Here is a 24,394-nt window from a genome sequence, read left to right as displayed (position 1 = left end):
GGAAATTATTTTTTCTCGGCGTCGAGGTGCAGCAGGTGGCCGAGCTTGGCGTACTTGGTGTGCAGGTAACACTTGTTGTCGTCGCAGGCCGGGATTTCGATGGGTACCCGCTCCTCGACCTTCAGGCCGTAGCCTTCGAGTCCGATGATCTTCTTGGGGTTGTTGGTCATGAGGCGCATGCGCTTCACGCCGAGGTCCACCAGGATCTGGGCGCCCAGGCCGTAGTCGCGCAGGTCCGGGGCGAAGCCCAGTTCGATGTTGGCCTCGACGGTGTCGCGGCCCTCGTCCTGCAGGTGGTAGGCCTTGATCTTGTTCCCCAGGCCGATGCCCCGGCCTTCCTGGCGCATGTACAGGATGACGCCCGCGCCCTCGTCGTTGACCATCTGCATGGCCCGCTGCAGCTGGCTGCCGCAGTCGCAGCGCATGGACCCGAAGACGTCGCCCGTCAGGCATTCGCTGTGCACGCGCACCAGCACCGGGGTCTCCTCGTTGATCTCGCCCTTGACCAGGGCGATGTGGGTGTGGCTGTCGATGTCGTTCTCGTAGGCCACGATGGTGAACTCGCCGTAGCAGGTGGGCATGCGCGCCTCGGCCACGCGGCGGACCAGCGAGTCCTTGCGGGAGCGGTAGGCGATGAGATCGGCGATGGTCGCGATCTTCATGTCGTGCTCTTCCGCGAACTTCTTCAGGTCGGGCATGCGCGACATGGTGCCGTCGTCGTTCATGATCTCGCAGATGACGGCCGCGCCCTTGAGGCCGGCCAGGCGGGCCAGGTCCACGGAGCCCTCGGTCTGTCCGGCGCGCACCAGGACCCCTCCGGGCTTGGCGCGCAGGGGAAAGATGTGGCCGGGGGTGGCCAGATCATCGGGTGTGGTCTCGTCGGCCACGGCCGTCTGGATGGTCAGGGCCCGGTCGTGGGCCGAGATGCCCGTGGTCACGCCCTGCTTGGCCTCGATGGACACGGTGAAGTTGGTGCCGAACTTGGAGGTGTTGCGCCGCGCCATGAGCGGAAGCTGCAGCTTGTCCACCAGGGACGGGTCCAGGGCCAGGCAGATGAGGCCGCGGCCGTACTTGGCCATGAAGTTGATGGCCTCGGGCGTGACCTTTTCGGCGGCGATGGTCAGGTCGCCCTCGTTTTCGCGGTCCTCGTCGTCGACCAGGATGATCATCTTCCCGGCCTTTATCTCGTTGATGGCCTCTTCGGCCGTGCATCTGTGCATGGTATCCTCGTGGTTGGACGCCGGACGGCTCGGATCAGAATCCGTGCTCTTTCAGGAAGTCCGGGGTGATTTTCGAAGGTTGGGGCCGGGCCGGACTCTCGTTCCAGGGGGCGAGCATGCGCTGGACATACTTGCCGATGACGTCGGTCTCCATGTTGACCCGCCGTCCCGGAGCCCAGCCGGAGATGGTCGTCTCCCGCTGCGTGGCCGGGATGATGTTTACTTCCAAATAATCCCGACCGCAATCGTTGACTGTCAGGCTGATTCCGTCCAGGGCCACGGAGCCCTTGGGGATGACCTGGGAGGCGCAGGCTTCGGGGAAGCCCAGGCGGTAGATGCGCGACTGCCCGGCCTGGCGGACGGACAGGACCTCGGCCAGGCAGTCCACGTGGCCCGAGACGATGTGGCCGCCCAGGCGGTCGCCCATGGCCAGGGCGCGCTCCAGGTTGACCCCGGCGGACACGCGCAGGGCGCCGAGGTTGGTCACGGACAGGGTCTCGGCCGAGGCGTAGGCCGTGAACCAGCCCTGGCCGAAGGTTTCCACCGTCAGGCAGACGCCGTTCACGGCGATGGACTCGCCCAGGGCGTAGTCGGTCAGGGCGAAGTCGGGGCGCAGGGTGAAGCGCGTCTCGCTCCCGCCGCCGTCCACGGCCGCCACCCGGCCCAGGCCTTGAATGATGCCTGTGAACATGGCTACTCCTTTGGTCGAAGTCGAAGGTACAGGTCGGTGCCGAAAAATCCCTGTTCCACGAGCCGGAATTCCCAGCAGTCGCTCATGGCCGCAAAGCCGCGACCGGCGAAGACGGGCCGCGCCCTCTCGTCGCCCAGGACCTTCATGGCCTGGAACAGGCGCAGTTCGTCCACCAGGCCCTGGCGTTGCATGGCTCCGGCCAGGTGGCCGCCGCCTTCGGTCAGCGTGTAGTGACAGCCGTGCTCACGGCGCAGGAAGCGCAGCCCCTCGGCCAGGTCCAGGCTTCCGTCCGGGTCGCCGGCCAGGGCCGGCAGCCCCCGGACCGTGACGCCCAGGTCGGCCAGGCGCGCCGCCATGGCGGATTCGCTCTGCGCCTTGGTGGTCCAGAAAACGGTCTGTCCCGGCCGGGAGGAAAGAAGGTTCGAGTGACCGGCCGGGTCGGGCAGGGTGCGCGTCACGACAACCGCCAGGGGCTGCGGGCCTACGTGGCCGGGCAGACGGCAGGTCAGGGACGGGTCGTCGGCGCGGTAGGTGCCGCCGCCGACGATGATGGCCCCGCACCAGGCGCGCAGCCGGTGCACTTCCCGGCGCGATTCCTCACCAGTGATCCAGGCGGCCCGGCCGTCGCGGGACGCGATCCTGCCGTCCAGGGTCGTGGCCAGCTTGAGGATGGAGAAGGGGCGGTCCGTGGTCTGCCAGACCAGGAAATCGGCGATGAGGTCCCGGCACTCCCGTTCGCGCACGCCCATGCGCACCGTCACGCCCCGGCTGCGCAGAAATCCGGCGCCGCCGCCTTCGACGGTGGCGTTGGGGTCGGCGCAGCCCACGACAACCTCCGGAACACCCGCTTCGAGGATGGCCCGGGTGCAGGGCGGGGTCTTGCCCTGGTGGTTGCAGGGCTCCAGGGTGACGAAAAGGGTGCAGGTGCGCGGGTCCACGCCCTTGGCCGCCGCGTCGCGCAGGGCCTCGACCTCGGCGTGGGCCTTGCCCCAGGCCGTATGCCATCCCTCGGCCACGACCTCTCCGTCGCGCACGAGCACGGCCCCCACGCAGGGGTTGGGCGCGGTCAGGCCGCGGCCGCGCTCGGCCAGCGCAATGGCCCGGCCCATGAAGCGCGCGTCATCTGCCATCGGTCTCCCTCTCCATGCGATGGTAGGGGATGCCGGCCTCGTCGAGCATCTCGCGCGACATGTCGTCGGGGTAGCCTTCGGCGAAATGGATGGCCCGCACCCGGCAGTTGATGAGCATCTTGGCGCACAGGATGCACGGCTGGGTGGTGCAGAAGATGTCCGCGCCCTCGATGCTCACGCCGTGGATGGCGGCCTGTATGATGACGTTCTGCTCGGCGTGCAGGGCCCGGCACAGTTCGTGGCGCTGCCCCGAGGGGATGCCCAGCTTTTCGCGCAGGCAGCCGATCTCCAGGCAGTGGGTCAGGCCTGCCGGCGCTCCGTTGTAGCCCGTGGCCAGGATGCGCTTGTCCTTGACGGCCAGAGCCCCGACCTTGCGGCGCAGACAGGTCGACCGCTCGGCCACGAGGTAGGCGATGTTCATGAAATATTGCGGCCAGGGGATGCGGTTGTCCATGGTCACCTCTTTGGAAACGAATCAACCACAGGGCCGTGGAAGCGGCCCTGTGGTTGGGGAAAGCCGGCGGGAAACGGCGCGGTTTACCAGGCGAAAAGCGGGAACTGGCCCGCGAATTTTTCCACTTCCCTGCTGATTTCGCGCAGCCGCGTCTCGTTGTCGAGACTGCCCAGGGTCGCGACGATCCACTTGGCCACCTTGCGCATGTCGTCGGTCTTCATGCCGCGGGTGGTCAGGGCCGGCGTGCCCAGGCGTATGCCGGACGTGACGAAGGGGGAGCGCGTCTCGAAGGGCACCGTGTTCTTGTTGACGGTCATGCCGGCGTGGTCCAGGCCGATCTCGGCGTCCTTGCCCGTGATGTCGTGGCTGGTCAGGTCCAGGAGCATGAGGTGGTTGTCCGTGCCGCCCGAGACCAGGTCGAAGCCCGCGTCGGTCAGTTCCTTGGCCAGGGTCTTGGCGTTGTCCAGGACCTGCTGCTGGTAGTCCTTGAACTCGGGGCGCAGGGCCTCGGCGAAGGCCACGGCCTTGGCCGCGATGACGTGCATGAGCGGTCCGCCCTGGATGCCGGGGAAGATCTGGGAGTTGAGGGTCTTGCCGAATTCCTCGGAGCTGAGGATCATACCGCCGCGGGGGCCGCGCAGGGTCTTGTGCGTGGTCGTGGTGGTGAAGTGGGCGTGCTTGATGGGCGAGGGGTGCAGACCCGTGGCAACCAAACCGGCGATGTGGGCCATGTCCACCAGGAGCTTGGCCCCGACACTGTCGGCGATGGCGCGGAAGCGTTCGAAATCCAGGGTGCGCGGGTAGGCGCTGGCCCCGGCGATGATCATCTGCGGCTTGTGCTCCCTGGCCAGAGCCTCGACCTCGTCGTAGTTGATCTGGCCCGTTTCCTTCTCCACGCCGTAGAACACGGTCTTGAAGAGGCGGCCCGAGAAGTTCACGGGGCTGCCGTGGGTCAGGTGCCCGCCGTGGGACAGGTTCATGCCCAGGATCGTGTCGCCGGGCTGGATGGCCGCGAAATAGGCGCCCATGTTGGCCTGGGAACCGGAGTGGGGCTGGACGTTGGCGTACTCGGCGCCGAAGAGCTGCCGGGCCCGCTCCATGGCCAGGTTCTCGGCCATATCCACGAATTCGCAGCCGCCGTAGTAGCGCTTGCCCGGGTAGCCTTCGGCGTACTTGTGGGTCATGACGCTGCCCATGGCGATGCGCACCGCATGGGAGGTGAAGTTCTCGGAGGCGATGAGCTCGAGCTTGGTGATCTGGCGGTTGGTTTCCAGTTGGATGGCTTTGGCTATCTGCGGATCCTGGCGTGTGAGTTCGTCCATGGCTTCTCCACTCTGTTGGGCCGCGCGTGCGGCGGATCGTTATTTGAAACTGCGCAGGATGATGGAGGCGTTGGTGCCGCCGAATCCGAACGAGTTGCTGATTCCGTATTCAAGCGCCATTTCCCGGCTGCCGTTCGGCGTGTAGTCGAGGTCGCAGTCCGGGTCCGGGGTGTCCTGGTTGATGGTGCCGGGAACGATGCCCGTGACGAGGCTCATGGCCGTGAACACGGCCTCGGCTCCGCCGGCGGCGCCCAGAAGGTGGCCGATCATGCTCTTGTTGGCGGTGATGGGCATCCTGTAGGCGTGGTCGCCGAATACGGCCTTGAGGGCCTTGGTCTCGGTCTTGTCGTTGAGCTTGGTCGACGTGCCGTGAGCGTTGACGAAGGATACCAGTTCCGGGGCCAGTTCAGCGTCGCGCAGGGCGCATTTCATGGCCTGGGCCATGCCCGTACCGGACTCCTCGGGGGCGGCGATGTGGTAGGCGTCGCCCGAGGCGCCGTAGCCCACGACCTCGGCGTAGATCTTGGCCCCGCGCTTCTTGGCGTGCTCGAGCTCTTCGAGCATGAGCAGGCCCGCGCCCTCGCCGATGACGAAGCCCGTGCGGTCGGCGTCAAAGGGACGGCTGGCCTTGGTCGGCTCATCGTTGCGCGTGGACAGGGCCTTCATGGCCGTAAAGCCGGACACGCCCATGGGCGTGATGGTCGACTCCACACCGCCGGTGATGCAGGCCTTGACCCGGCCGAGCTTGATGTCCGAGAAGGCATAGCCGATGGCGTGGGTGGCTGAGGCGCAGGCCGAGGTGGTCACCAGGTTGGGGCCTTTGGCACCGGTCTGGATGGAAATCTGCCCCGAGGCCATGTTGGCAATCAGCATGGGTATGAAGAAGGGCGAGATGCGTCCGGGCCCGGACTTGAGGAGCTTGGAATGGAAGTCCTCGATGGTCGACAGGCCGCCCAGGCCGCAGCCCAGCAGCACGCCGACCTCTGGGGCCGTCTCCTCGTCCATGACCAGGCCGCAGTCTTCCATGAGCTGCTTGCCTGCGGCCACGGCGATTTGGACGAAGCGGTCCATGCGTTTGGCGTCCTTGACGCTGGCATAGTCCGTGGGGTCGAAATTCTTCAGTTCGCCCGCAATCTTCGCGTCGAACTCCGAGGCGTCGAAGAGGGTGATGGGGCCGATGCCGCTCACGCCGGCCACAAGGTTGGCCCAGCTGTCCTGCAGGGTGTTTCCGATGGGGGTCAGGGCCGACAGGCCGGTTACGACAACGCGTTTACCAATCATGATCTTCTCGAAAAATGGGACATGCCCTGCGGACGGGTCCGCAAGGCGGTGCATGAAAAAAAAGGTACCCCAGACGGACCGGGGTACCGTGTCATGTCGACGGTGCGGGTCCTTAGGACTTGGACTTGATGTAGTTGACGGCGTCCTGGACCGTGGCGATCTTCTGAGCGTCCTCGTCATCGATCTCGATGTCGAATTCCTCTTCCATGGCCATGATCAGTTCGGTCAGGTCCAGGGAATCGGCGCCCAGGGACTCCACGAAGGAGGACTCGGGCTTCACTTCATCCGCGGAAACGCCCAGCTGCTCAACCACCAGTTCTTTGACTTTTTCTTCGATAGACATTGCTTTCCTCCAAAGTGTGTATGCGTACGAATTGAGGAACCAGGCTACAGGTACATGCCGCCGTTGATTCCGAGCACCTGACCGGTGATGTAGGACGCCTGGTCGGATGCGAGATAGGCCACGGCGTCGGCGATTGCCTGCGCCGACCCGAGGCAGCCCAGGGGAATGCGTTCCAGGTACTTGTCCCGCACTTCCTTGGGGAGTGTTTCAGTCATGTCGGTCTCGATGAACCCCGGCGCGATGGCGTTGACGGTCACGCCGCGCGACCCCAGTTCCAGTGCCGCGGCCTTGGTCAGCCCGATGAGGCCGGCCTTGGACGCGCAGTAGTTGGCCTGTCCGGCGTTGCCCATCTGCCCCACGACGGAAGAAATGTTGACGATGCGGCCGCGGCGCTGCTTGAGCATGATCTTGGCCGCCTGCTGCAGGCAGACGAAGGCGCCGGTGAGGTTGATGTTCAGCACCTGTTCCCACTGCTCGCGCTTCATGCGCATGATCAGCCCGTCCTTGGTGATGCCGGCGTTGTTGACCAGCACGTCGAGGCTGACCTTGTCCTTGATGTGCTCGGCGAAGAAGGCCTCCACGGCATCCCAGTCGCTGGCATCCAGCAGGAAGCCCCGGGCGGTCCCGCCTGCGGCGGCGACTTCGGCGCACACGGCCTCGGCAAGCTCCGGACGGCTAACATAGGTGAAATAAACCTGGTACCCCGAGCCTGCAAGTTTTTTTACGATGGCCCGGCCGATGCCGCGGGTGCCGCCGGTGACCAGTGCCGTCTTGATCGGTTCGCTCATGGTTGACCTCGTGGGGTTGCTGGAAACGCAGGAGTTGAGTGCGTACTCAATGACCGCTAAAATTGCAACAAGGCCGATGCCCAGGTAAATCCGCCGCCGAATGACGACAGCAGGACCTTCATGCCGGGCTGGATGCGGCCGATGGCCACGGCCTCGGTCAGGGCGATGGGGATGGAGGCGGCCGAGGTGTTTCCGATGCGGTCTACGTTGACGTAGACCTTGTCCATGCCGACATCGAGCTTCTTGGCGATGGCCTCGATGATGCGGATGTTGGCCTGGTGGGGGATGATGAGGTCGACGTCGTCGGCCGTCAGGCCGTTGCGCTCCAGAACCGTCTCCGAGACCTCGGCCATGCAGCGCACCGCGTACTTGAACACGTCGCGGCCGTTCATCTGCACGAAATATTCAGGACCCACGGGCTGGCCGAGAACCGGCTTGCAGGCCGAGCCGCCGCCGTGGATGGTCAGGAGGCCGCCGACCGATCCGTCGGCCTTGAGCATGGCGTCCAGGACCTTGACGGGACCGGGATTCGCCGCGCCCGTGACGATCGCCGCCCCGGCTCCGTCGCCGAAAAGCACGCAGGTCGTGCGGTCTTCGAAGTTGACGCGCGAGGTGCAGACCTCGCTGCCGACGACGAGAATCCGCGCTTCCGGGTGGAGGCAGGTGAAGGCCCTGGCCGTTTCCAAACAATAGAGGAAGCCGGAGCAGGCCGCGGCCAGGTCGAAGGCGGGCAGGCCCTTGAGCCCCAGCATGTCCTGCAGCAGGCAGGCCGTGGTCGGGAGGTTGTAGTCCCCGGAAAAGGTGCCGACGAAGATGTGGGTCAGGTCCTGGGGCGCGAGGCCGGCGTTGTCCAGGGCCTTGCGGGCGGCGTTGAAGGCCAGGACCGAACAGGGCTCGTCGCCCTGGGCGAAGTATCGATTCGTGATGCCGGTGCGGGTCACGATCCATTCGTCGGATGTGTCGACCATGCGTTCGAGGTCCGCATTGGTCATGGCGGTCCGGGGCAGATGGAGCCCCAGGCCGGAGATGTAGCACGGTGAAGACATGTGATTCCTACGTTCCCTTGGGATCGCCGGGCCGAGTCCGGGGCTAGAGCGCCGAGGCTTCCTGACGCGTGGCCGAAGCCTGGCCGCTTCTGGAGAACAGGCTCAGTTCCGTGTTGGCGTGCAGGCCGGCCACGAGTTGGTCGTTGGCTTTTTTCTGCACGAAGAGGGCGGCCTGCTGCAGGGCGGTTGTGATGGCGCGGGCGTTGGACTTGCCGTGGCAGACCATGGCTATGCCGTTGAGGCCCAGGATGGGGGCGCCGCCGTACTCGGCGTAGTCGATCTTCGTGGCGAAGCGCTTGAACGCGGGCAGGGCGATGAGCGTCCCGAGCCGGGACCAGATGGATTTCTTGAGTTCCGTCTTGAGCATGGAGGCCAGGGCCGAGCCCAGCCCTTCGCTGAGCTTCAGGGCCACGTTGCCGACGAATCCGTCGCAGACAATGACGTCGGTCTCGCCGGTGAAGACGTCGCGGCCTTCCACGTTGCCGACGAAATTCAGGGATGAACTCTTCAGCAGGGCATAGGCTTCCTTGGTCAGGGCGTTGCCCTTGCCTTCCTCCTCACCGATGCTCAGGATGCCGACCTTGGGATTGGCGATGCCCAGCACGTGCCTGGCCAGCACTTCGGCCATGAGGCCGAACTGGACCAGGTTGTAGGGCTTGCAGTCCGCGTTGGCTCCCACGTCGATGAGGACGATGGGCTTCTTGAGCGTCGGCATGATGGAGGCCAGGGCCGGCCTGTCCACCCCGTTTATGCGACCGAGGATGAACATGCCGCAGGCCAGGGCGGCTCCTGAATTGCCGGCGGTGACGCAGCCGTGGGCGCGGCCTTCGCGCACCAGGCGGAAGGCCACCTGCATGGAGCTGTCCTTCTTGCGTCGCAGGATGTCCGAGGGTTTCTCGGCCATGCCCGCCACCTGGGTGGTGTGCACGACCTCGATTTCCACGTCGGCGTGCGGATGCCTGTCCAGTTCCTTGCGGATGGACGTCTCGTCACCGACCAGGATGATCCTGGCGCCGGTCTCGCGGGCAGCGGCGAGGGAGCCCGGAACATTCACTTCCGGGCCGAAATCCCCCCCCATGGCGTCCACGGCGAGACAGATGTCTTTAGGCATCTGCAGCCTTGGTGTACTGGCGTCCCTTGTATTTGCCGCAACCGGGGCAGATGCAGTGGGACAGGCTGGCTTCGCCGCACTCGCAGTACACGACGTTGGGGATGGCCACGTGGTCGTGGGAACGGCGCATGTTTCTTCTGGACTTGGATGTTTTCTTCTTAGGCAATGGCATGATGGCACCTCTATCCTGAACGAGATCTAATTGGTTTTGATTTTAACGCCTTGCAGCGCCCGGGCCAGGGGGGACTGGCTGTCCAGGTTGCTGCAGACGCATGGCTCCAGGTTCCTGTTTTTGCCGCAGTGCGGGCATAGACCCAAACACGTGTCGGCGCAAAGTATTTTTTCGGGCAGGGCCAGCTGGAATTCCTCCCACAAAAGCCCGGCCACGTTGAGCTCCCAGCCCGCGTCCGTGGCGCGGAGGTGGCTCTCCTCGCCTTCGAGGGCCTCGACATCTTCGTGGGCTTCGAAGGTGTCGAAGGCGTGGTCCACTTCGACGGTCGCATCCTCCAGGCAGCGGTGGCACGAAGCCTTGATTGCGCCCTTGATGCTGCCGTGGATCAGGAATCCGTCCGCCTGGGGAACGATGAAGAGCGTTGACAACAGGGGCGTCATGGCTTCAAAATCGAACTGGAACTCCTTCCAGAGTTCCCGCCACAAGTCTTGATCCTCAAATGAAAATTCCCGACCGGTCGCCGGGAGATGTGTCAGCCCAATCCAATGTTCGACCATGAGTGTACCTCGAATCGAAACGTGTATATGGGTCTTCTTTTTCCTGTCAAGGATTTTTACTTGCCATTCTCGGCGGCCGGATATATGGGTGCAAATTCCTCTGGCGGCAAATTATGTTCATGGCCTGCCGGAAGGTCTCGGAGCTGCCAGGCCATGACAGCTTAAGATATTTTCACTACTCAGGAGGACGATATGTCAAAGGTATGCGAAGTATGCGGGAAGAGGCCCCAGGTCGGCAACAACGTCAGTCACGCCAACAACAAGACCAAGCGGCGCTTCATGCCCAACCTCCAGTCCGTTCGCGCCCAGCTGCAGTCCGGCGAAGTGAAGCGGATGCGTGTCTGCACCCAGTGCATCCGTTCCGGCGCCGTGACCAAGCCCGTCGCCAACTAGGCTGTCCTGTCTTTTCCAGCAAAAAAGGCGACCCTCGGGTCGCCTTTTTTGCTGATGATCGCTTTGCGCCTTCTCACTTCTTGAGCTGATGGTTCACGAAGTCCCAGTTCACGAGCTTGTCGAGGAAGTCCTGCAGATAGTCCGCCCGCCGGTTCTGGTAATCAATGTAATAGGCGTGCTCCCACACGTCGGCCGTGAGCAGGGCCTTGGCGCCGTGGGCCATGGGCGTGTCGGCGTTGGGGGTCTTCATGATCTCGAGCTTCCCGTTTTTCTCCACCAGCCAGGCCCAGCCGCTGCCGAACTGGGTCATGCCGGCCTCCTTGAAGGCCTTGGCGAAATTTTCGTAGCTGCCGAAGGCCTGGTTGATGCCTTCGGCCACGGCCCCGGTAGGTGCTCCGCCACCGCCGGCCTTCATGCAGCGCCAGTAAAAGGAGTGGTTCCAGACCTGGGCGGCGTTGTTGAAAATGCCGACCTTGGAGGGGTCGCCGGCCGTAGCCATGACGATTTCACGCAGGGTCTTGCCGTAGAGGTCCGTGCCCGCAATCAGCTTGTTGGTGTTGTCGATGTAGAGCTGGTGGTGCTTGCCGTGGTGGAAGTCGAAGGTTTTGGCGCTGATGTACGGGCTTAAGGCGTCCTTGGCATAGGGAAGATCCGGGAGCACGAAGATCATACAAGCCTCCTTTTGATGAATGGAACATTGTGCCGCTTGTTCGGTGAAAATCCGTCCGTCGTGCGGACGTGGAGTCACACGGGGGAAGTCGACTCCAAAGTGAATCAATGGGGTGGTTCTGTCAACAGGAGACGAAGAAAAGGGCGACTTCTCGCGGTCCGTCAGTACAGGGCGAACTTGGCCAGCCGACCGTCCAGGCCGCCGTTTTTAAGGGGCTTTTTCCATTCTGGCTTGAGCCCGATGTGCTTGAGCAGGGCCCTGTCGCCGAAATAGACGAAGGCCGTGGAGCCCTGGCAACGGCGCTTCAGGTGGTCGCCGAAATGCTTGAACCAGGCGCCCATGTCGTCTCCCTTGCCCAGGCGGATGCCGTAGGGCGGGTTGCAGACGATGGTCGTGCCGGCGAGGTCCAGGCGCTCGAAGAAATCCCTGCGTCCCACGATGACGTCCTCGCCGCCGGGCAGTCGGGAAAGGTTGACGCGGGTGGCCTCCACGGCCGCGGGGTCCAGGTCACTCCCTCGCAGGTCCGCTTCGAGCCCCGTTTCCGGGTCGATGGAAGACGGGTCGCGCCATTCCCGGTCCCACAGGCCCGGGTCGAAATCCGGTAGCCGCTGGAAGCCGAAATTGCCGCGCAGCAAACCGGCGGGGAGGTCGGCCGAGAGCATGAGGGCTTCGCACAGGATGGTTCCCGAGCCGCACATGGGGTCCACCAGAGGGGAGCGGCCATCCCAGCCGGTCATGCGCAGCATGGCCGCGGCCACGGTCTCGGCCATGGGCGCGTCGACGCTCTGCACCCGGTAGCCGCGGCGGTGCATGGAGCCGCCGGAAACATCCAGGCTTATGGTCGCCGTGTCCTCGTGGATGTGCAGGTGCAGCCATAGGTCCGGCTCGCGCGGGTCCACGCTCGGCCGGCGGCCCGTGTGGTCGCGGAACCAGTCGGCCACGGCGTCCTTGAGTTTGAGGCCCGCGTACTGCGAGTGCCCGATGGCGCTTTTGGACACGTTGGCGAAGACGGCGAAGGTCTGGTCCGGCGTCAGAAAGTCCGACCAGCGGACGTCCCTGGCCCCGGCGTAGAGAGCCTTGTCCGTGAGGCAGGGAAAGCGCACCAGCGGCGCAAGGACGCGCGAAACCAGCCGGGAACGGTAGACGATGCGGTACAGGGCCTGGGCGTCGGCGCGGAAACGCACGAAGCGGAAGCCGCGGGTGCAGTCCGTGGCCCCCAATTCGGCCAATTCGGCCAGCGCCAGGTCTTCGATGCCGTCGGCGACCTGGGCGGTGAAGAGGTTGGTTTTCTGGTAGTCGTACATGGGGTGGACCTTCTGGACGAGATGGACGGCATGGACGTGATGGACACGGCCGGAAGAGAAGGAAAAGGCCCGGTTGCCCGGGCCTTTTCTTACAGGGTCAGGGCCTTGCGGAAGCGCGCCAATGTGCGCTCGCGGCCGAGGACCTCCATGGTCTCGAAGAGGCCGGGGCTCATGGTCGTGCCGGTGATGGCCACGCGGATGGGCTGGGCCAGGGCCTTGAATTTGAGGCCGGTCTCCTCCAGGTAGGCCGCGGCCATGTCCTCCAGGGACTTGTGGTCGAAGGCGGGCAGGGCTTCCATGCGGGAGGCCATGACGGCCAGGTGTTCGCGGATCTCAGGCGTCAGGAACTTGGCCACGGCCGCCCCGTCGTAGGGCAGGGTGCCTGCGTCGTGCAGGAAGAAGGCGGCTTGCTCGGCCATCTCTTTCAGGGTCTTGGCCCGGGGCTGGTAGAGGGGGACGATGGCCTCCAGGTACTCCGGGGCCGGGTCGAACTGCGTGGCCTGGCGGACGATTTCGCCCAGCAGGCCCGCCAGCCGCTGCACGTCCCCGGTCTTGATGAAGTGGCTGTTGGTCCAGTTGAGCTTGTCCATGTCGAAGACCGAGGCCGATTTGCCCAGGCCCTCCAGGGAGAATTTCTCCAGCAGCTCGTCGCGCGTGAAGAGTTCGTCGTCGCCGTGGGACCAGCCCAGGCGCACGAGGTAGCTGAGCATGGCCTCGGGCAGGTAGCCCATGTCCTTGTACATCATGACCGAGGTCGCGCCGTGGCGCTTGCTCATCTTCTTCTTGTCGGGCCCCAGGATCATGGGAACGTGGCCAAACTTGGGCAGCGGGAAGCCCAGGGCCTGGTAGATGAGGATCTGCTTGGGCGTGTTGTTCTGGTGGTCGTCGCCGCGGATGACGTGGGTCACGCCCATTTCGGCGTCGTCCACGACCACGGCCATCTGGTAGATGGCCGAGCCGTCGGCGCGGCGGATGACGAAGTCGTCCATCTCCTGCACGTCCCAGGCGATGGGACCCTTGATGATGTCGTCGAAGACGACCTTGCCCGTGAGCGGCGTCTTGAAGCGCACCACCCGGCCAGGGCCGGGCCCGAGGCCCATCTCGCGGCACTTGCCGTTGTACTTGGGCTTGAGTCCTTTGGCGCGGGCCGTCTCGCGCATCTCTTCCACTTCCTCGGGCGTGCAGGAGCAGTAGTAGGCCCCGCCGGTCTCGAGGAGCTTGTCCACGTAGCTGTTGTAGATGTCGCCGCGCTCGCTCTGGAAGAAGGGGCCTTCGTCGAAGTCCAGGCCCAGCCAGTGCATGGCGTCGATGATGGCGTCGGTCATCTCCTGCGTGGAGCGGGCCTGGTCCGTGTCCTCGATACGCAGGATGAACTTGCCGCCGTTCTGGCGGGCGTACAGATAATTGAAGAGCGCCGTGCGGGCGCCGCCGATATGCAGGTAGCCCGTGGGGCTGGGGGGGAACCGGGTCACGATCTGGGTCATGGTGTCTTCCACTATCCGGCGGCTCACGCCGCCTGCTGCCGCGCCCCGCGCATGGCGGGGTGCGGGAAAAGGGTTTGGCTGTGTCGGGAGTGCCGAAGGCGCGACGGGCTAGACGGCCTCGACGGCCTTTATGCCGGGCACCATCTTCTTGACGGCGCGCTCGATGCTGTTCCTGAGCGTCATCTGGGACATGGGGCAGCCCTTGCAGGCTCCGGTCAGGCGGACCTGCACGATGCCGCTGGGCAGGATGTCGACCAGTTCCACATAGCCTCCGTCGGCCTGCAGGATGGGCCGCACGGTGTCGAGGGCCTTTTCGACCTGTTCTCGCATGGCGTTCTCCGGGGCCCGGGCACTATCCGTGGCGTCGGGCCCGTGTCAATCATTCCTCGAAGAGAAGCCCGGCCATGAGCTTTTCCGGATCTCGGCGCTCGGGCACGACCTCGTGCGGGATCCTGTCCTCGTTCCAGTCCGTGGACACGTAGAGGCCGCAGTAGCAGGCGCCGAACTCGGCCACGTCGGGCTCGCGGTACACGCAGGGGCAGAGGATGTCCTTGTCCAGGTCGCGGTTGCCCGAGGCCAGGCGGCAGGGGCAGGCCATGTATCCGTAGCGGTCGCGGTTGACCAGCAGGCTCTCCATGAGGTCCAGGACAAAGGCCCTGTCCCTGTTGAAAAAGTAGCCTTTGGCTTCCTGCAGGGGTCGCAGCTTGTCGAGCAGTTCTTCGGGTGTCATCATCTTTCCAGCGCCTCTTTGATCTGGTCCTGCTTGAAGCCGACGATGGCTTCCTCGTCCACCAGCAGGGTGGGGAAGGACAGCTTGGGGTTGACCTTCTTGATGGCTTCGATGATCTGCTTGCGCTCCTCGCCTTCGAGCTTGTCAACGAAGATGCAGTCATACTTGGCACCGCAGTCGTCGAGGTATTCCTTGGTCTTCTTGCAGTGGATGCAGGTGCTCAGGGCGTAGAGCGTGATGGATTTGCCGTTCATATATCCTCCTTGCTATGCAGGGGGCGTTGGGATAGCCCTTGGCCGTCTCATGGATTGGGAAGCTATAAAGATTAATCGCCCCGCCGTCCACGACGGGATGGGGCCTTCCTGTTGGAGAACACAATGCGCGAGAATTTTTTGGTTTTCGGGTCGCCCAGGATCGAAGAGGACGAAATAGAGGAGGTGGTTTCCTGCCTTCGCAGCGGCTGGATCGGAACCGGCCCGCGGGTGGCGGAGTTCGAACGCCGTTTCGCCGCCTACAAGGGCGCCACGCATGCCATCGCCGTCAACTCCTGCACCGCGGCCCTGCACCTGAGCATCCTGGCCGCCGGAATCGGGCCCGGCGACGAAGTCATCACCACGCCCATGACCTTCTGCGCCTCGGTCAACGCCATCATCCACGCCGGGGCCACGCCCGTACTGGCGGACATCGACCCGCGCAGCATGAACATCGACCCGGAAAAGGTCGGGGCGAAGATTACGCCGCGCACCAAGGCCATCCTGCCCGTGCACTTTGCCGGCCGTTCCTGTGACATGGACCCGCTGTGCGCCATTGCCGAAGAGCACCGTCTGACCATCATCGAGGACTGCGCCCACGCCATCGAGACGGAGTATCGCGGCCGCAAGGCCGGGAACTTCGGCGACTTCGGCTGCTTCAGCTTCTACGTGACCAAGAATGTCATCACCGGCGAGGGCGGCCTCATTCTCGCCCGCAAGCCAGAGCACGCGGCGCGGCTCAAGGTCCTGGCCCTGCACGGCATGTCCGCCGATGCCTGGAAGCGCTTCGGCGACGAGGGCTACAAACACTATCTCGTGACCGAGGCCGGGTTCAAATACAACATGATGGACCTGCAGGCGGCCATCGGTCTGCGCCAGATGGAGAAGGTCGAACCGTTCTGGGAGCGGCGCCGGGAAATCTGGACGCGCTACATGAACGAGCTGTCGGACCTGCCCCTAACCCTGCCCGCTCCCGTGGAGCCGGACACCCGCCACGCGTTCCACCTCTTTTCCATCCTGGTGGACGAGGCGCGGTCCGGAATCAGTCGCGACGCCTTCCTGACGGCCATGACGAAGTACAAGATCGGTGTGGGCGTGCACTATCTGTCCATCCCCGAGCACCCGTTCTATCAGGGCCGCTATGGCTGGTCCCCGGACCAGTACCCGCACGCCCGCGACATCGGCCGCCGCACGGTCAGCCTGCCCATCTCGGCCAAACTGACGGACGCCGACGTAACCGACGTTATCCAGGCCGTACGGGAGATTCTGGCCAAATAGGTCCATCCGGCCTGGCCGAGATCCAACATGCACGGGGTGCAGGGGGCGAGCCCCCTGCACCCCGGAGGCGACTTCTTCCTTAAAGCCGGACTGGCCGGCTTTTTTTACGCCCTGCTCACGACGGGCTGCGCAGTGCGCGGCCAAATCGCCAGCGTTCCACCAGAAAGAGGGCGACGGCCGCCCAGACCATGGAGAAGCCCGCCAGTTGGGTGCGGGTGAAGGGTTCGTGGTACATGAAGACGCCCAGCAGGAACTGGATGGTGGGGGCGATGTACTGCAGGATGCCGATCATGGACAGGGGGATGCGCTGGGCCGCGGCCGCGAACAGGGCCAGCGGTGCCGTGGTGACCGCGCCTGCGCCGACCAGGAGCAGGTCAGAGATCGTTCCGGCGTGGAGGAAGACGCCTTTGCCCTCGAATTCGCTCCAGGTGATCCAGGCCAGCGCGGGGGGAAGCAGGAGCGCGGTTTCCAGTGTCAGGCCCTCGAAGGCGGGCAGAGGCGCGCGTTTCTTGGCCAGGCCGTAGAGGCTGAAGGTCGATGCCAGCACCAGGGCGATCCAGGGCAGGCGCCCGTAGTTGAAGGCGAGGTAGACGACCCCGGCGGCGGCCAGGGCCAGGGGGGCCCACTGCAGGCCGCGCAGTCGTTCGCGCAGGAAGAAGACGCCCAGCAGCACCGAAAGCAGGGGCGTGATGAAGTACCCCAGACTCGCCTCGACGATGTAGCCCGCGTTGACGCTCCAGACATAGATGAACCAGTTCACGCCGATCAGCAGGCTCGCCAGCATGTAGCAGCGCCGGACCTCGGGGGACAGGCGGCCGCACAGGGGGCGCAGCCGCCCGAGCAGGCCCAGGAACACGGCCAGGGTAACGAAGGACCAGGCGATGCGGTGCGACAGGAGCTGGGCCGTGGGGACGTGTCCCAGGAGCTTCCAGTAGACGGGCAGCAGGCCCCAGCTGATGTAGGCCCCGGCGGCCATGAGAATTCCCGGTTGCATGTCGTTTTTTTCTTCCGTTGCGTTCAATGTTGTGGCGGCGTCGCTAGAGGCTGCTCAGGTACTCCGGGCCGAGCTGGCGCATCTGGTTCTGTATCCAATTCGCCCGCTGCATGACGTAGGGGGACGGGCACTGGGCCAGGAAACGCCTCGGGTTGGGCAGTACCGAGGCCAGGATCGCGGCCTCGTGGCGGCTGAGACGGTCGGGCGTTTTGCCGAAAAATCGCTTCGCCGCCGCCTCGACCCCGTACGTCCCGTCCCCGAATTCGGCGATGTTCAGATACACCTCCAGAATCCTCTCCTTGGACCACAGAATTTCGAGCAGGACGGTCAGGCCCGCTTCCAGCGCCTTGCGCACGTAGCTGCGCCCGGACCAGAGGAAGAGGTTCTTGGCCACCTGCTGGGTGATGGTGCTCGCCCCGCGGACCCGCGCGCTTTTCTCGTTGTGCTCCATGGCGCGGGCGATGGCGTCCACGTCGAAGCCGAAGTGGCTGGGGAAGTTCTGGTCCTCGGCGGCGACAACGGCCAGAGCCATGTGCCGCGGGATGTCCTTCATCGGCGTCCACGCATACATGACGGCCGGGCCGCCGTCACCGAAAAGCCGCTCGGCGTGCCGCACGAGCATGAAGGCGCTGGTGGGCGGGGGCACGAAGCGCAGGACGGCGATGAGGAGCACGATCCCCGGCAGGAGCCATCCGACCCCGCGCAGCACGCGGCGCAGCAGGCCTGTAGGGCCGCTGCCCGGCTTGCCGCTGGTGGAGCGCGCTGGGGTGCGGCGCGTGGTGGCGGAGGTTGTCTTGCGTGCCATGTTGGGGCTAGTGGTTCGGTTGCAGGGCGGGCGCCCGGCCAACGTTTGTGCGCCCGGGCCATGCCAAAGTCAATCCGCACCGTACGAGGGGACGAACATGAATCTTCTGCGCAACGCAACCCTGGACACCATCCACGCCCGTCACAGCATACGGCAGTTCTCGCCCGAGCCCCTGCCCGAGGACATGCTCACGACCATTCTCGACGCGGCCAACCAGGCCCCTTCGGCCCACAACCGCCAGTCCTGGAAGTTCGTCGTTCTGGAGGGCGACGCCCGGACGGAACTTGCCGAGCGCGTCTCGACCATCTCCAAGACCTTCGAGAAACCGGCCTCGTCGCTTCTGCGCATGGCCGCCCGCAGCATCGCCTCGGCCCCGGTGACAATCGCCGTGGTCAACACCGGCGACCTCATCAGTCACGGCACGGAGCTGTTCCAGGTCGACAAGGACCAGGCCTTCGACTTCTTCCGCACCATGGAGATTCAGAGTTCGGCCGCTGCCGTGGAGAACCTGCTCCTGGCAGCCACGTCGCTGGGTCTGGGCGCCGTGTGGCTGGGCATCCTCTACCTGGTCAAGGACCGGGTGCTCGATTTCCTGCAGGAGCCGGGCGGCGAGTTCATGGCCGTGGTGCCCGTCGGCAAGCCGCTTCGGCCCACTCAGGGGCCGAACAAGAAGCCCCTGGAGAACGTCGTCAAGAAAATCTGAGCAGCCTGCGGAGGGCGCCATGGCCGAAACGCGCATCGAGACCGACAGCATGGGACCCGTCGAGGTCCCGGCCGACCGTTACTGGGGGGCCCAGACCCAGCGCTCCCTGAAGTACTTCCGCATCGGGCAGGACGTGATGCCGCTGGAGGTCATCCGCGCCTTCGGCGTGCTCAAGCTCGCCTCTGCCCGGGCAAACATGGCGCTCGGCAAGCTCCCCGGAGACCTGGCCGAGCCGATCATGGCGGCCTGCCGCGAGGTCATGGACGGGCGGCTCGACGGGCATTTCCCCCTGCGCGTCTGGCAGACGGGCAGCGGCACCCAGACCAACATGAACGTCAACGAGGTCGTGGCCAACCGGGCCATCGAAATCCTCGGCGGGGTCATGGGCAGCAAGGGGCCCGTGCACCCCAACGACCACGTCAACATGTCCCAGTCCTCCAACGACACGTTTCCGGCGGCCATGCACATCGCCGCGGCCCGGATGCTTACGGGCGAGCTTCTTCCGGCCGTGGAGGCCATGCGGGCCGGACTGGAAGCCAAGGCCGCGGCCTGGGACCGGATCGTCAAGATCGGCCGCACGCACCTGCAGGACGCCGTACCCATGACCCTGGGCCAGGAGTTCTCGGGCTACGCGGCGCTGCTGGCCGACAATCTGGAGCGCCTGCGCGGCTGCCTGCCGCATCTGTGCCGGCTGGCTCTGGGCGGCACGGCCGTGGGCACGGGCCTGGGCACGCACCCCGACTTCGCGCGTGCGGCGGCGCGGGAGATCGCGGACATCACGGGCCTGCCCTTCGAGCCAGCCCCGAACTTCTTCGCCGCCCTCTCGGCCCATGACGCCGTGGTCATGGCGTCGGGCGCCGTGCGCACACTGGCCGGGTCCCTGATGAAGATCGCCAACGACATCCGCTGGCTGGCCTCGGGGCCCCGGGCCGGCATCGGGGAACTGGTCCTGCCGGCCAACGAGCCCGGTTCGTCCATCATGCCCGGCAAGGTCAACCCGACCCAGTCCGAGGCCATGACCATGGTCGCAGTCCAGATCATGGGCCTGGACGCGGCTGTGGGGTTCGCCGGGTCCCAGGGCAACTTCGAGCTTAACGTCTTCAAGCCCCTCATGATCTTCAACCTGCTGACCGGCATGCGTCTGGCGGCCGACGCCTGCCGGAGTTTCACCGAACACGCCCTGCAGGGGCTCGCCGCGGACGAGGCGGTCATCGCCAGGCATGTCGGGGATTCCCTCATGCTGGTCACGGCCCTCTCTCCCGTCATCGGCTACGACAAGGCCGCCGAGGTGGCGCACAAGGCTCACGCCGAAGGCACGAGCCTGCGTCAGGCCTGCCTTGAACTCGGGTATCTGGACGGGGGGAGGTTCGACGAACTGGTGCAGCCGCTCCGGATGGCCAGGCCGCACGGGACGGGCTGAAGGGCATCCCGCCGTTCCCGGAAGCGGGGCGGCGGGATGGACTAGGTGCCTTTTTTGCCCTTTTGGTTGAGTTCCGCCAGCCGGATGTATTTCTGGAAGGCGTAGAAGAAGGAGTTGACCGCCAGCACGAAGCCCGCCTTGCCGTCGAGGAAACCGCGGCGGAAGACGTAGATCTTCAGGAACCTGGCCAGGCCGTGGCCCAGGGCCTTGGCCACGCCCGAACGCTTGCCCTTGGCGTGCATCTCCTCGGCTGCGATCTGTGTGTAATAGTTGATCTTGTCGACGTGCTGCTTCAGGTTTTCGTAGGGGTAGTGGATGATGTCGCCCGTCAGGCGGCGAGTCTTGCCCCTGGGTTCGAAGCCGTAGTGCGGGCCCGAGACGTGCACGCCCGTGTCGGCCAATCGGAAGACGCGCGGCAGCAGGTCCGGGTACCAGCCGCTGTGGCGCAGGAAGCGGTCGAAATAGAACGACGTGCGCGGGCAGATGAAGGCGCTCATGCCCTGCGTGTCCTCCAGGACCGTCATGACCGAGGCCCGCAGCTCGTCGGAGAGGATCTCGTCCTGGTCCAGGGACACAACCCACGGCGTCTCGATGTGGGCAAAGGCGAACTCGAACTGCTTCTTGGGGCCGGGCCAGGGGTTGACCAGCACCGTGGCCCCGTGGCGTTCGGCGATGTCGCGCGTGGCGTCGGTGCTGCCCGAGTCCACGACCAGCAGCCGGTCGCAGAAGTCCAGCGATTTCAGACAGTCATCCAGATATTTGGCCCCGTTCAGGGTCAGGACCAGCCCCGTGACGGCGGGCCTAGCCAAGGCCTTTCTCCTCCAGCCCGCGCAGGATGGCGGCGAAGACGGCGTCCTCGTCCCTGTTGGCGTCCACCACCAGGAAGCGTCTGCGGTGCAGGGCGGCCCAGGTCAGGTAGCCTTCGCGGATGCGGGTGTGGAAGGTCATGCTCTCGGCCTCGAAGCGGCCTTCGGTGGCGGCCTTGTTGTCGCGCATGTTGCGGGTCAGGGCGCGTTTGAGGCCGATCTCCGGGTTCACGTCCAGGAGGATGGTCACGTCGGGCCACAGGCCCTGCACGGCCACGTCGTTCAATTGGTGCAGCAGGCTCGGTTCGAGTCCGCGGCCGTAGCCTTGGTAAACCACGGTTGAGTCGGCGAAGCGGTCGCAGATGACGGTCCGTCCGTCCTCCATGGCCGGCCGGATGATCGAGGCCACGTGCTGGGCGCGGTCGGCCAGGTAGAGGAACAGCTCGCTGGTGGGGCAGAGGTCGCTATTTTTGGGGTCGAGGAGAATCCGGCGCAGTTCCTTGCCCAGGCGGCTCCCACCGGGTTCAAGGGTGTGCAGGACGTCGTGGCCCTGCCTCACGAAATGCTCGATGAGTTTTTTGCACTGCGTCGATTTGCCACAGCCTTCCATGCCTTCGAACGTCAGAAACATGCATTCACCTCACTCGTGGTTGGATGTTGCGGTGAAGCCCATGGCCTTCAGCAGGGGCGAGGCGTCGGGTTTCGGGGCGGTCTTTCTGGCCTGTTTTGGCTCCGCGCCCGGGGTCTGCTTCGGCGTGCGCTCCGGCTGAAAGAGGTAGCGGCCCAGGGTGCGGTGGTACTCGCTCCAGCCCTGCGCATCCTCTCCTTCGGGGGTGGTCAGGGCGCCCTGCACGGTGTTGATCTTGGAATCCAGGTTGTCGGCGTAGTGCAGAACAAAAGCTTCCATGGTCTGCGGCACGCAGGGCGAACCGAAGGCCAGCTCGCCGTGGTGGGTGACGATGACGTGCTTGAGGTGCATGGCCAGGCCCTCGGGCAGGTCCTTGGCCTTGCGCAGGAAGGGCTCCAGCAGCTCCAGGCCGATCTGGATGTGACCCAGCAGGCGCCCGGCGTCGGTGTACTCGCGGCTGACGCCGTGGGACAGCTCGAAGGCCTTGCCCAAGTCGTGGCACAGGGCGCCCACGAGGAGGATCTCCTTGTCGACCTGCGGGTAGAGTTCCGACAGGGCCCTGCAGATGCGCATGATGGCCAGGGTGTGTTCCAGCAGGCCGCCGGCGTAGGCGTGGTGGATGGTCTTGGCGCCGGGCGCGCTCAGCAGGGCCGTGCGGATGGTCTCGTCGCGCAGGATGCTTTTGCACAGGGACGCCCAGGGTTTGTACGTCAGCTCGGCGTGCAGGAAGGCCTCCAGTTCCTCCAGAAGCCGGGCCGGCGGGACAGTGGAAGTGGGCACGAAATCGGCCATGTCCAGGCCCCGCTCCGCGGGGTCGATGACCACCATGCTGTTGATCCGCAGTTGCCGGACGCCGTTGTACGTCTCCTCCCGGCCGTTGACCTCGACGAACTGATCGACCTGCAGGGACTCGTAGCTCTGGCTCTGGGGGAACCAGATGCGCGCCTCGATGCTGCCTGTCCGTCCTGTCAGGGTCAGGTGCCAGTACGGTCCGTTCTTGGCCTTTTTGGATTGTGCCTGGGAAATGACAAAAACGCCTGAAACAGTCTGATCTTCGGGAAAATCGCTTACGGATTTTTTTTCATTCGTCATCGAGTTGCAATTCCTGTATGAATATGGGAAAATACCGTTACGTTGAAGTATTATAATTTTCAAGAAGATTGGACGGTTGAGTCCTCGCCTGCTATGGTGTCAGGCGGCGTCTTTTCCGTCCTTACAGGCAAGTTTTCGGCCTTGGCAAGGAGTGTGGCCCTGCCTGCCGGGTCAGAATGCTTTTCAGGGGGCGGGGGCGTGTCGTTCGTGTGACCTGCAACGGAACATCCAACACAAGCGAAAGTTATGTCCAAAAAGAAAGGTCAGGCAAAAGTGACGATTTACCCGGACTGGTGCAAGGGCTGCGGAATCTGCGCCGCCTTCTGCCCGGCCGGGGTGTTCGAGCTTCGTGCGGACGGCAAGTCGCACGTGGTCCGCGAGGCCGAATGCGTGAACTGCGGCTTCTGCGAACTGCATTGTCCCGATTTTGCGGTTTCCGTGACGCCGAAGGAGATCAGCCGCAGAAAGACCGATGCGTTCGTGGATCCGCGGGACGAGGTTGCGAATCCGTCCGCCGGGACGGATCCGGGTCCGGAAGAGAACGTTGGAACACCTAACCGGGAAGAGGATCATGGCCACAAAAAAGCGTAAGAAGAAGGAAATGTTCGCCCTCGGCAACGAGGCCGTGGTCGAAGGGGCCCTGCTTGCCGGTTGCACCTTCTATGCGGGCTATCCCATCACCCCTTCCACGGAGATCGCCGAGGTCATGTCCGCCCGGCTGCCCTTGGTCAAGGACGGCGTCTTTTTGCAGATGGAGGACGAGATCGCCAGCATGGGCGCCATCATTGGCTCATCCCTGGCCGGCCGCAAGTCCATGACGGCCACCTCCGGCCCCGGCTTCTCCCTTATGCAGGAGAACCTGGGCTACGCCTGCATGACCGAGGTGCCCCTGGTCCTGGTCAACGTCATGCGCGGCGGTCCCAGCACCGGCCTGCCGACCAGTCCGGCCCAGGGCGACGTGCAGCAGGCCCGCTGGGGCTGTCACGGCGACCACCCCATCATCGTGCTTTCGGCCAGCGACGTGCAGGAATGCCTGGAAATGACCGTCGTGGCCTTCAATTTCGCCGAAAAGTACCGCACGCCCGTCATCCTGCTCCTGGATGAGATCACGGCCCATACCCGCGAGAAGATCGTCATTCCCGACCCCGAGGATTTCGAGATCATCTCCCGCGTCACGCCCGCCATGCCGCCCGAATGGTACGTGTCCTACGAGGAAACCATGCGCGGCGTGCCGGCCCTGCCGCCGCTCGGTTCGGGCTACCGCTTCCACGTCACGGGCCTGACCCACGACCAGAACGGCTTCCCGACCTCCAAGCCCGACGAGGTCAAGGCCCTCATGCACCGGCAGTTCCGCAAGATCGACCAGTTCTTCTACGACATCCAGCTGGTGGACGAGGTGAACTGCGACGACGCAGAGGTTGTCGTCGTGGCCTACGGCTGCGTGGCCCGTTCGGCCGAGCTGGCCGTGCACATGGCCCGCGAGCGCGGGGTCAAGGCGGGGCTCCTGAAGCTCAAGACCCTCTTCCCCTTCCCCAAGACCGCTGTGCAGACCCTGGCGCGCCAGTGCAAGGCCCTCGTCGTGCCGGAGATGAACATGGGCCAGATTTCGCGCGAGGTGAAGCGCGTCAACAACGGCCTGACCCACGTCATCACCAACAACCGCGTCGACGGGCAGATCATCACCCCCTCGGAAATCTTCAAAAACATCATGCAGGCGTGAC

The 24,394-nt window shown here is 64.8% G+C and carries 29 protein-coding genes; 6 read left to right on the top strand and 23 right to left on the bottom strand.

Annotated features, from left to right (window positions below; all coding sequences use genetic code 11):
* Positions 1 to 5: 5 nt before the first annotated feature.
* The 12 genes from ACYQ3G_RS02840 to ACYQ3G_RS02785 form a co-directional block, all read right to left on the bottom strand.
* Positions 6 to 1,220 (bottom strand): bifunctional 3,4-dihydroxy-2-butanone-4-phosphate synthase/GTP cyclohydrolase II, encoded by a 1,215-nt coding sequence (locus tag ACYQ3G_RS02840; RefSeq protein ID WP_459822182.1) that lies wholly within the window; start codon positions 1,218 to 1,220, stop codon positions 6 to 8.
* A 34-nt stretch (positions 1,221 to 1,254) separates the two neighbouring features.
* Complete coding sequence (locus tag ACYQ3G_RS02835) at positions 1,255 to 1,911, bottom strand: riboflavin synthase (protein ID WP_459822180.1); 657 nt, start codon at positions 1,909 to 1,911, stop codon at positions 1,255 to 1,257.
* A 2-nt stretch (positions 1,912 to 1,913) separates the two neighbouring features.
* Positions 1,914 to 3,041: a bifunctional diaminohydroxyphosphoribosylaminopyrimidine deaminase/5-amino-6-(5-phosphoribosylamino)uracil reductase RibD gene (gene ribD, locus ACYQ3G_RS02830; protein WP_459822178.1), complete on the bottom strand. Its 1,128-nt coding sequence runs from the start codon at positions 3,039 to 3,041 to the stop codon at positions 1,914 to 1,916.
* Positions 3,031 to 3,495 (bottom strand): deoxycytidylate deaminase, encoded by a 465-nt coding sequence (locus ACYQ3G_RS02825; protein ID WP_028577129.1) that lies wholly within the window; start codon positions 3,493 to 3,495, stop codon positions 3,031 to 3,033. Before ACYQ3G_RS02825 ends, ribD begins: the two co-directional genes overlap by 11 nt.
* Before the next feature lie 83 nt (positions 3,496 to 3,578).
* Entirely contained in the window at positions 3,579 to 4,817 is a 1,239-nt protein-coding gene (glyA, locus tag ACYQ3G_RS02820) for a serine hydroxymethyltransferase (RefSeq protein ID WP_028577128.1), read from the bottom strand.
* Between the two features lie 39 nt (positions 4,818 to 4,856).
* Entirely contained in the window at positions 4,857 to 6,098 is a 1,242-nt protein-coding gene (gene fabF / locus ACYQ3G_RS02815) for a beta-ketoacyl-ACP synthase II (protein WP_459822174.1), read from the bottom strand.
* A gap of 112 nt (positions 6,099 to 6,210) precedes the next feature.
* Positions 6,211 to 6,441: an acyl carrier protein gene (acpP, locus tag ACYQ3G_RS02810; protein WP_028577126.1), complete on the bottom strand. Its 231-nt coding sequence runs from the start codon at positions 6,439 to 6,441 to the stop codon at positions 6,211 to 6,213.
* A gap of 44 nt (positions 6,442 to 6,485) precedes the next feature.
* Positions 6,486 to 7,229: a 3-oxoacyl-[acyl-carrier-protein] reductase gene (gene fabG, locus ACYQ3G_RS02805; RefSeq protein WP_028577125.1), complete on the bottom strand. Its 744-nt coding sequence runs from the start codon at positions 7,227 to 7,229 to the stop codon at positions 6,486 to 6,488.
* Between the two features lie 56 nt (positions 7,230 to 7,285).
* Positions 7,286 to 8,275, bottom strand: a complete 990-nt coding sequence (locus ACYQ3G_RS02800) for a beta-ketoacyl-ACP synthase III (RefSeq protein ID WP_459822170.1) — start codon at positions 8,273 to 8,275, stop codon at positions 7,286 to 7,288.
* A gap of 43 nt (positions 8,276 to 8,318) precedes the next feature.
* Positions 8,319 to 9,386 (bottom strand): phosphate acyltransferase PlsX, encoded by a 1,068-nt coding sequence (plsX, locus tag ACYQ3G_RS02795; protein ID WP_028577123.1) that lies wholly within the window; start codon positions 9,384 to 9,386, stop codon positions 8,319 to 8,321.
* Positions 9,379 to 9,558: a 50S ribosomal protein L32 gene (rpmF, locus tag ACYQ3G_RS02790; RefSeq protein ID WP_012805285.1), complete on the bottom strand. Its 180-nt coding sequence runs from the start codon at positions 9,556 to 9,558 to the stop codon at positions 9,379 to 9,381. The genes plsX and rpmF overlap by 8 nt, the downstream gene beginning before the upstream one ends.
* 26 nt (positions 9,559 to 9,584) lie before the next feature.
* Entirely contained in the window at positions 9,585 to 10,043 is a 459-nt protein-coding gene (locus tag ACYQ3G_RS02785; protein ID WP_051307028.1) for a YceD family protein, read from the bottom strand.
* Between the two features lie 264 nt (positions 10,044 to 10,307).
* Between ACYQ3G_RS02785 and rpmB the strand changes: the two genes are divergently transcribed.
* A complete protein-coding gene (gene rpmB, locus ACYQ3G_RS02780) occupies positions 10,308 to 10,508 on the top strand; it encodes a 50S ribosomal protein L28 (protein ID WP_028577121.1) in 201 nt (66 codons plus the stop codon).
* Positions 10,509 to 10,581: 73 nt separating this feature from the next.
* Here rpmB and ACYQ3G_RS02775 read toward each other — a convergent pair whose 3' ends face one another.
* The 6 genes from ACYQ3G_RS02775 to ACYQ3G_RS02750 form a co-directional block, all read right to left on the bottom strand.
* Positions 10,582 to 11,178 carry a superoxide dismutase gene (locus ACYQ3G_RS02775; protein WP_028577120.1) on the bottom strand — a complete coding sequence of 199 codons (597 nt, stop codon included), beginning with the start codon at positions 11,176 to 11,178 and terminating at the stop codon, positions 10,582 to 10,584.
* A gap of 161 nt (positions 11,179 to 11,339) precedes the next feature.
* Positions 11,340 to 12,482: a THUMP domain-containing class I SAM-dependent RNA methyltransferase gene (locus tag ACYQ3G_RS02770; RefSeq protein ID WP_459822161.1), complete on the bottom strand. Its 1,143-nt coding sequence runs from the start codon at positions 12,480 to 12,482 to the stop codon at positions 11,340 to 11,342.
* Between the two features lie 89 nt (positions 12,483 to 12,571).
* Complete coding sequence (gene gltX / locus ACYQ3G_RS02765; RefSeq protein ID WP_459822157.1) at positions 12,572 to 13,966, bottom strand: glutamate--tRNA ligase; 1,395 nt, start codon at positions 13,964 to 13,966, stop codon at positions 12,572 to 12,574.
* A gap of 108 nt (positions 13,967 to 14,074) precedes the next feature.
* A complete protein-coding gene (locus ACYQ3G_RS02760; RefSeq protein WP_459822154.1) occupies positions 14,075 to 14,296 on the bottom strand; it encodes a NifU family protein in 222 nt (73 codons plus the stop codon).
* Between the two features lie 49 nt (positions 14,297 to 14,345).
* Entirely contained in the window at positions 14,346 to 14,696 is a 351-nt protein-coding gene (locus ACYQ3G_RS02755) for a ferredoxin-thioredoxin reductase catalytic domain-containing protein (protein ID WP_459824156.1), read from the bottom strand.
* The gene (locus tag ACYQ3G_RS02750) at positions 14,696 to 14,950 is read right to left on the bottom strand and encodes a glutaredoxin family protein (protein WP_459822151.1); all 255 of its coding nucleotides are present in this window, start codon (positions 14,948 to 14,950) and stop codon (positions 14,696 to 14,698) included. The genes ACYQ3G_RS02755 and ACYQ3G_RS02750 overlap by 1 nt, the downstream gene beginning before the upstream one ends.
* A 123-nt stretch (positions 14,951 to 15,073) precedes the next feature.
* Here ACYQ3G_RS02750 and ACYQ3G_RS02745 point away from each other — a divergent pair, with 123 nt between their 5' ends.
* Complete coding sequence (locus ACYQ3G_RS02745; RefSeq protein WP_459822149.1) at positions 15,074 to 16,225, top strand: DegT/DnrJ/EryC1/StrS family aminotransferase; 1,152 nt, start codon at positions 15,074 to 15,076, stop codon at positions 16,223 to 16,225.
* 115 nt (positions 16,226 to 16,340) lie between these two features.
* Here ACYQ3G_RS02745 and rarD read toward each other — a convergent pair whose 3' ends face one another.
* Positions 16,341 to 17,219: an EamA family transporter RarD gene (gene rarD / locus ACYQ3G_RS02740; RefSeq protein ID WP_459822147.1), complete on the bottom strand. Its 879-nt coding sequence runs from the start codon at positions 17,217 to 17,219 to the stop codon at positions 16,341 to 16,343.
* A 43-nt stretch (positions 17,220 to 17,262) separates the two neighbouring features.
* Positions 17,263 to 18,024 carry a monofunctional biosynthetic peptidoglycan transglycosylase gene (mtgA, locus tag ACYQ3G_RS02735; protein WP_459822145.1) on the bottom strand — a complete coding sequence of 254 codons (762 nt, stop codon included), beginning with the start codon at positions 18,022 to 18,024 and terminating at the stop codon, positions 17,263 to 17,265.
* Positions 18,025 to 18,121: 97 nt separating this feature from the next.
* Here mtgA and ACYQ3G_RS02730 point away from each other — a divergent pair, with 97 nt between their 5' ends.
* Both ACYQ3G_RS02730 and fumC read left to right on the top strand, forming a co-directional pair.
* Positions 18,122 to 18,727, top strand: coding sequence for a nitroreductase family protein (locus ACYQ3G_RS02730; RefSeq protein ID WP_459822143.1), 606 nt, complete (start codon positions 18,122 to 18,124; stop codon positions 18,725 to 18,727).
* A gap of 19 nt (positions 18,728 to 18,746) precedes the next feature.
* A complete protein-coding gene (gene fumC / locus ACYQ3G_RS02725; RefSeq protein ID WP_459822141.1) occupies positions 18,747 to 20,147 on the top strand; it encodes a class II fumarate hydratase in 1,401 nt (466 codons plus the stop codon).
* Positions 20,148 to 20,188: 41 nt separating this feature from the next.
* Here fumC and ACYQ3G_RS02720 read toward each other — a convergent pair whose 3' ends face one another.
* From ACYQ3G_RS02720 to ACYQ3G_RS02710, 3 genes are read right to left on the bottom strand one after another with little or no spacing between them, the layout of a single operon-like run.
* On the bottom strand, positions 20,189 to 20,956 hold the full coding sequence (locus tag ACYQ3G_RS02720; RefSeq protein WP_459822139.1) for a glycosyltransferase family 2 protein: 768 nt from the start codon (positions 20,954 to 20,956) through the stop codon (positions 20,189 to 20,191).
* Positions 20,949 to 21,584 (bottom strand): dTMP kinase, encoded by a 636-nt coding sequence (gene tmk / locus ACYQ3G_RS02715; RefSeq protein ID WP_459822137.1) that lies wholly within the window; start codon positions 21,582 to 21,584, stop codon positions 20,949 to 20,951. Before tmk ends, ACYQ3G_RS02720 begins: the two co-directional genes overlap by 8 nt.
* A 9-nt stretch (positions 21,585 to 21,593) precedes the next feature.
* Positions 21,594 to 22,673, bottom strand: a complete 1,080-nt coding sequence (locus ACYQ3G_RS02710; protein ID WP_459822135.1) for a 3'-5' exoribonuclease YhaM family protein — start codon at positions 22,671 to 22,673, stop codon at positions 21,594 to 21,596.
* 246 nt (positions 22,674 to 22,919) lie between these two features.
* Between ACYQ3G_RS02710 and ACYQ3G_RS02705 the strand changes: the two genes are divergently transcribed.
* Positions 22,920 to 23,264, top strand: a complete 345-nt coding sequence (locus ACYQ3G_RS02705; protein WP_459822133.1) for a 4Fe-4S dicluster domain-containing protein — start codon at positions 22,920 to 22,922, stop codon at positions 23,262 to 23,264.
* Entirely contained in the window at positions 23,245 to 24,393 is a 1,149-nt protein-coding gene (locus ACYQ3G_RS02700) for a 2-oxoacid:acceptor oxidoreductase subunit alpha (protein WP_028577107.1), read from the top strand. The genes ACYQ3G_RS02705 and ACYQ3G_RS02700 overlap by 20 nt, the downstream gene beginning before the upstream one ends.
* Position 24,394: the final 1 nt, after the last annotated feature.

Source organism: Desulfomicrobium salsuginis, assembly GCF_054657795.1.
This window is presented reverse-complemented; position numbering and strand designations above follow the sequence as displayed.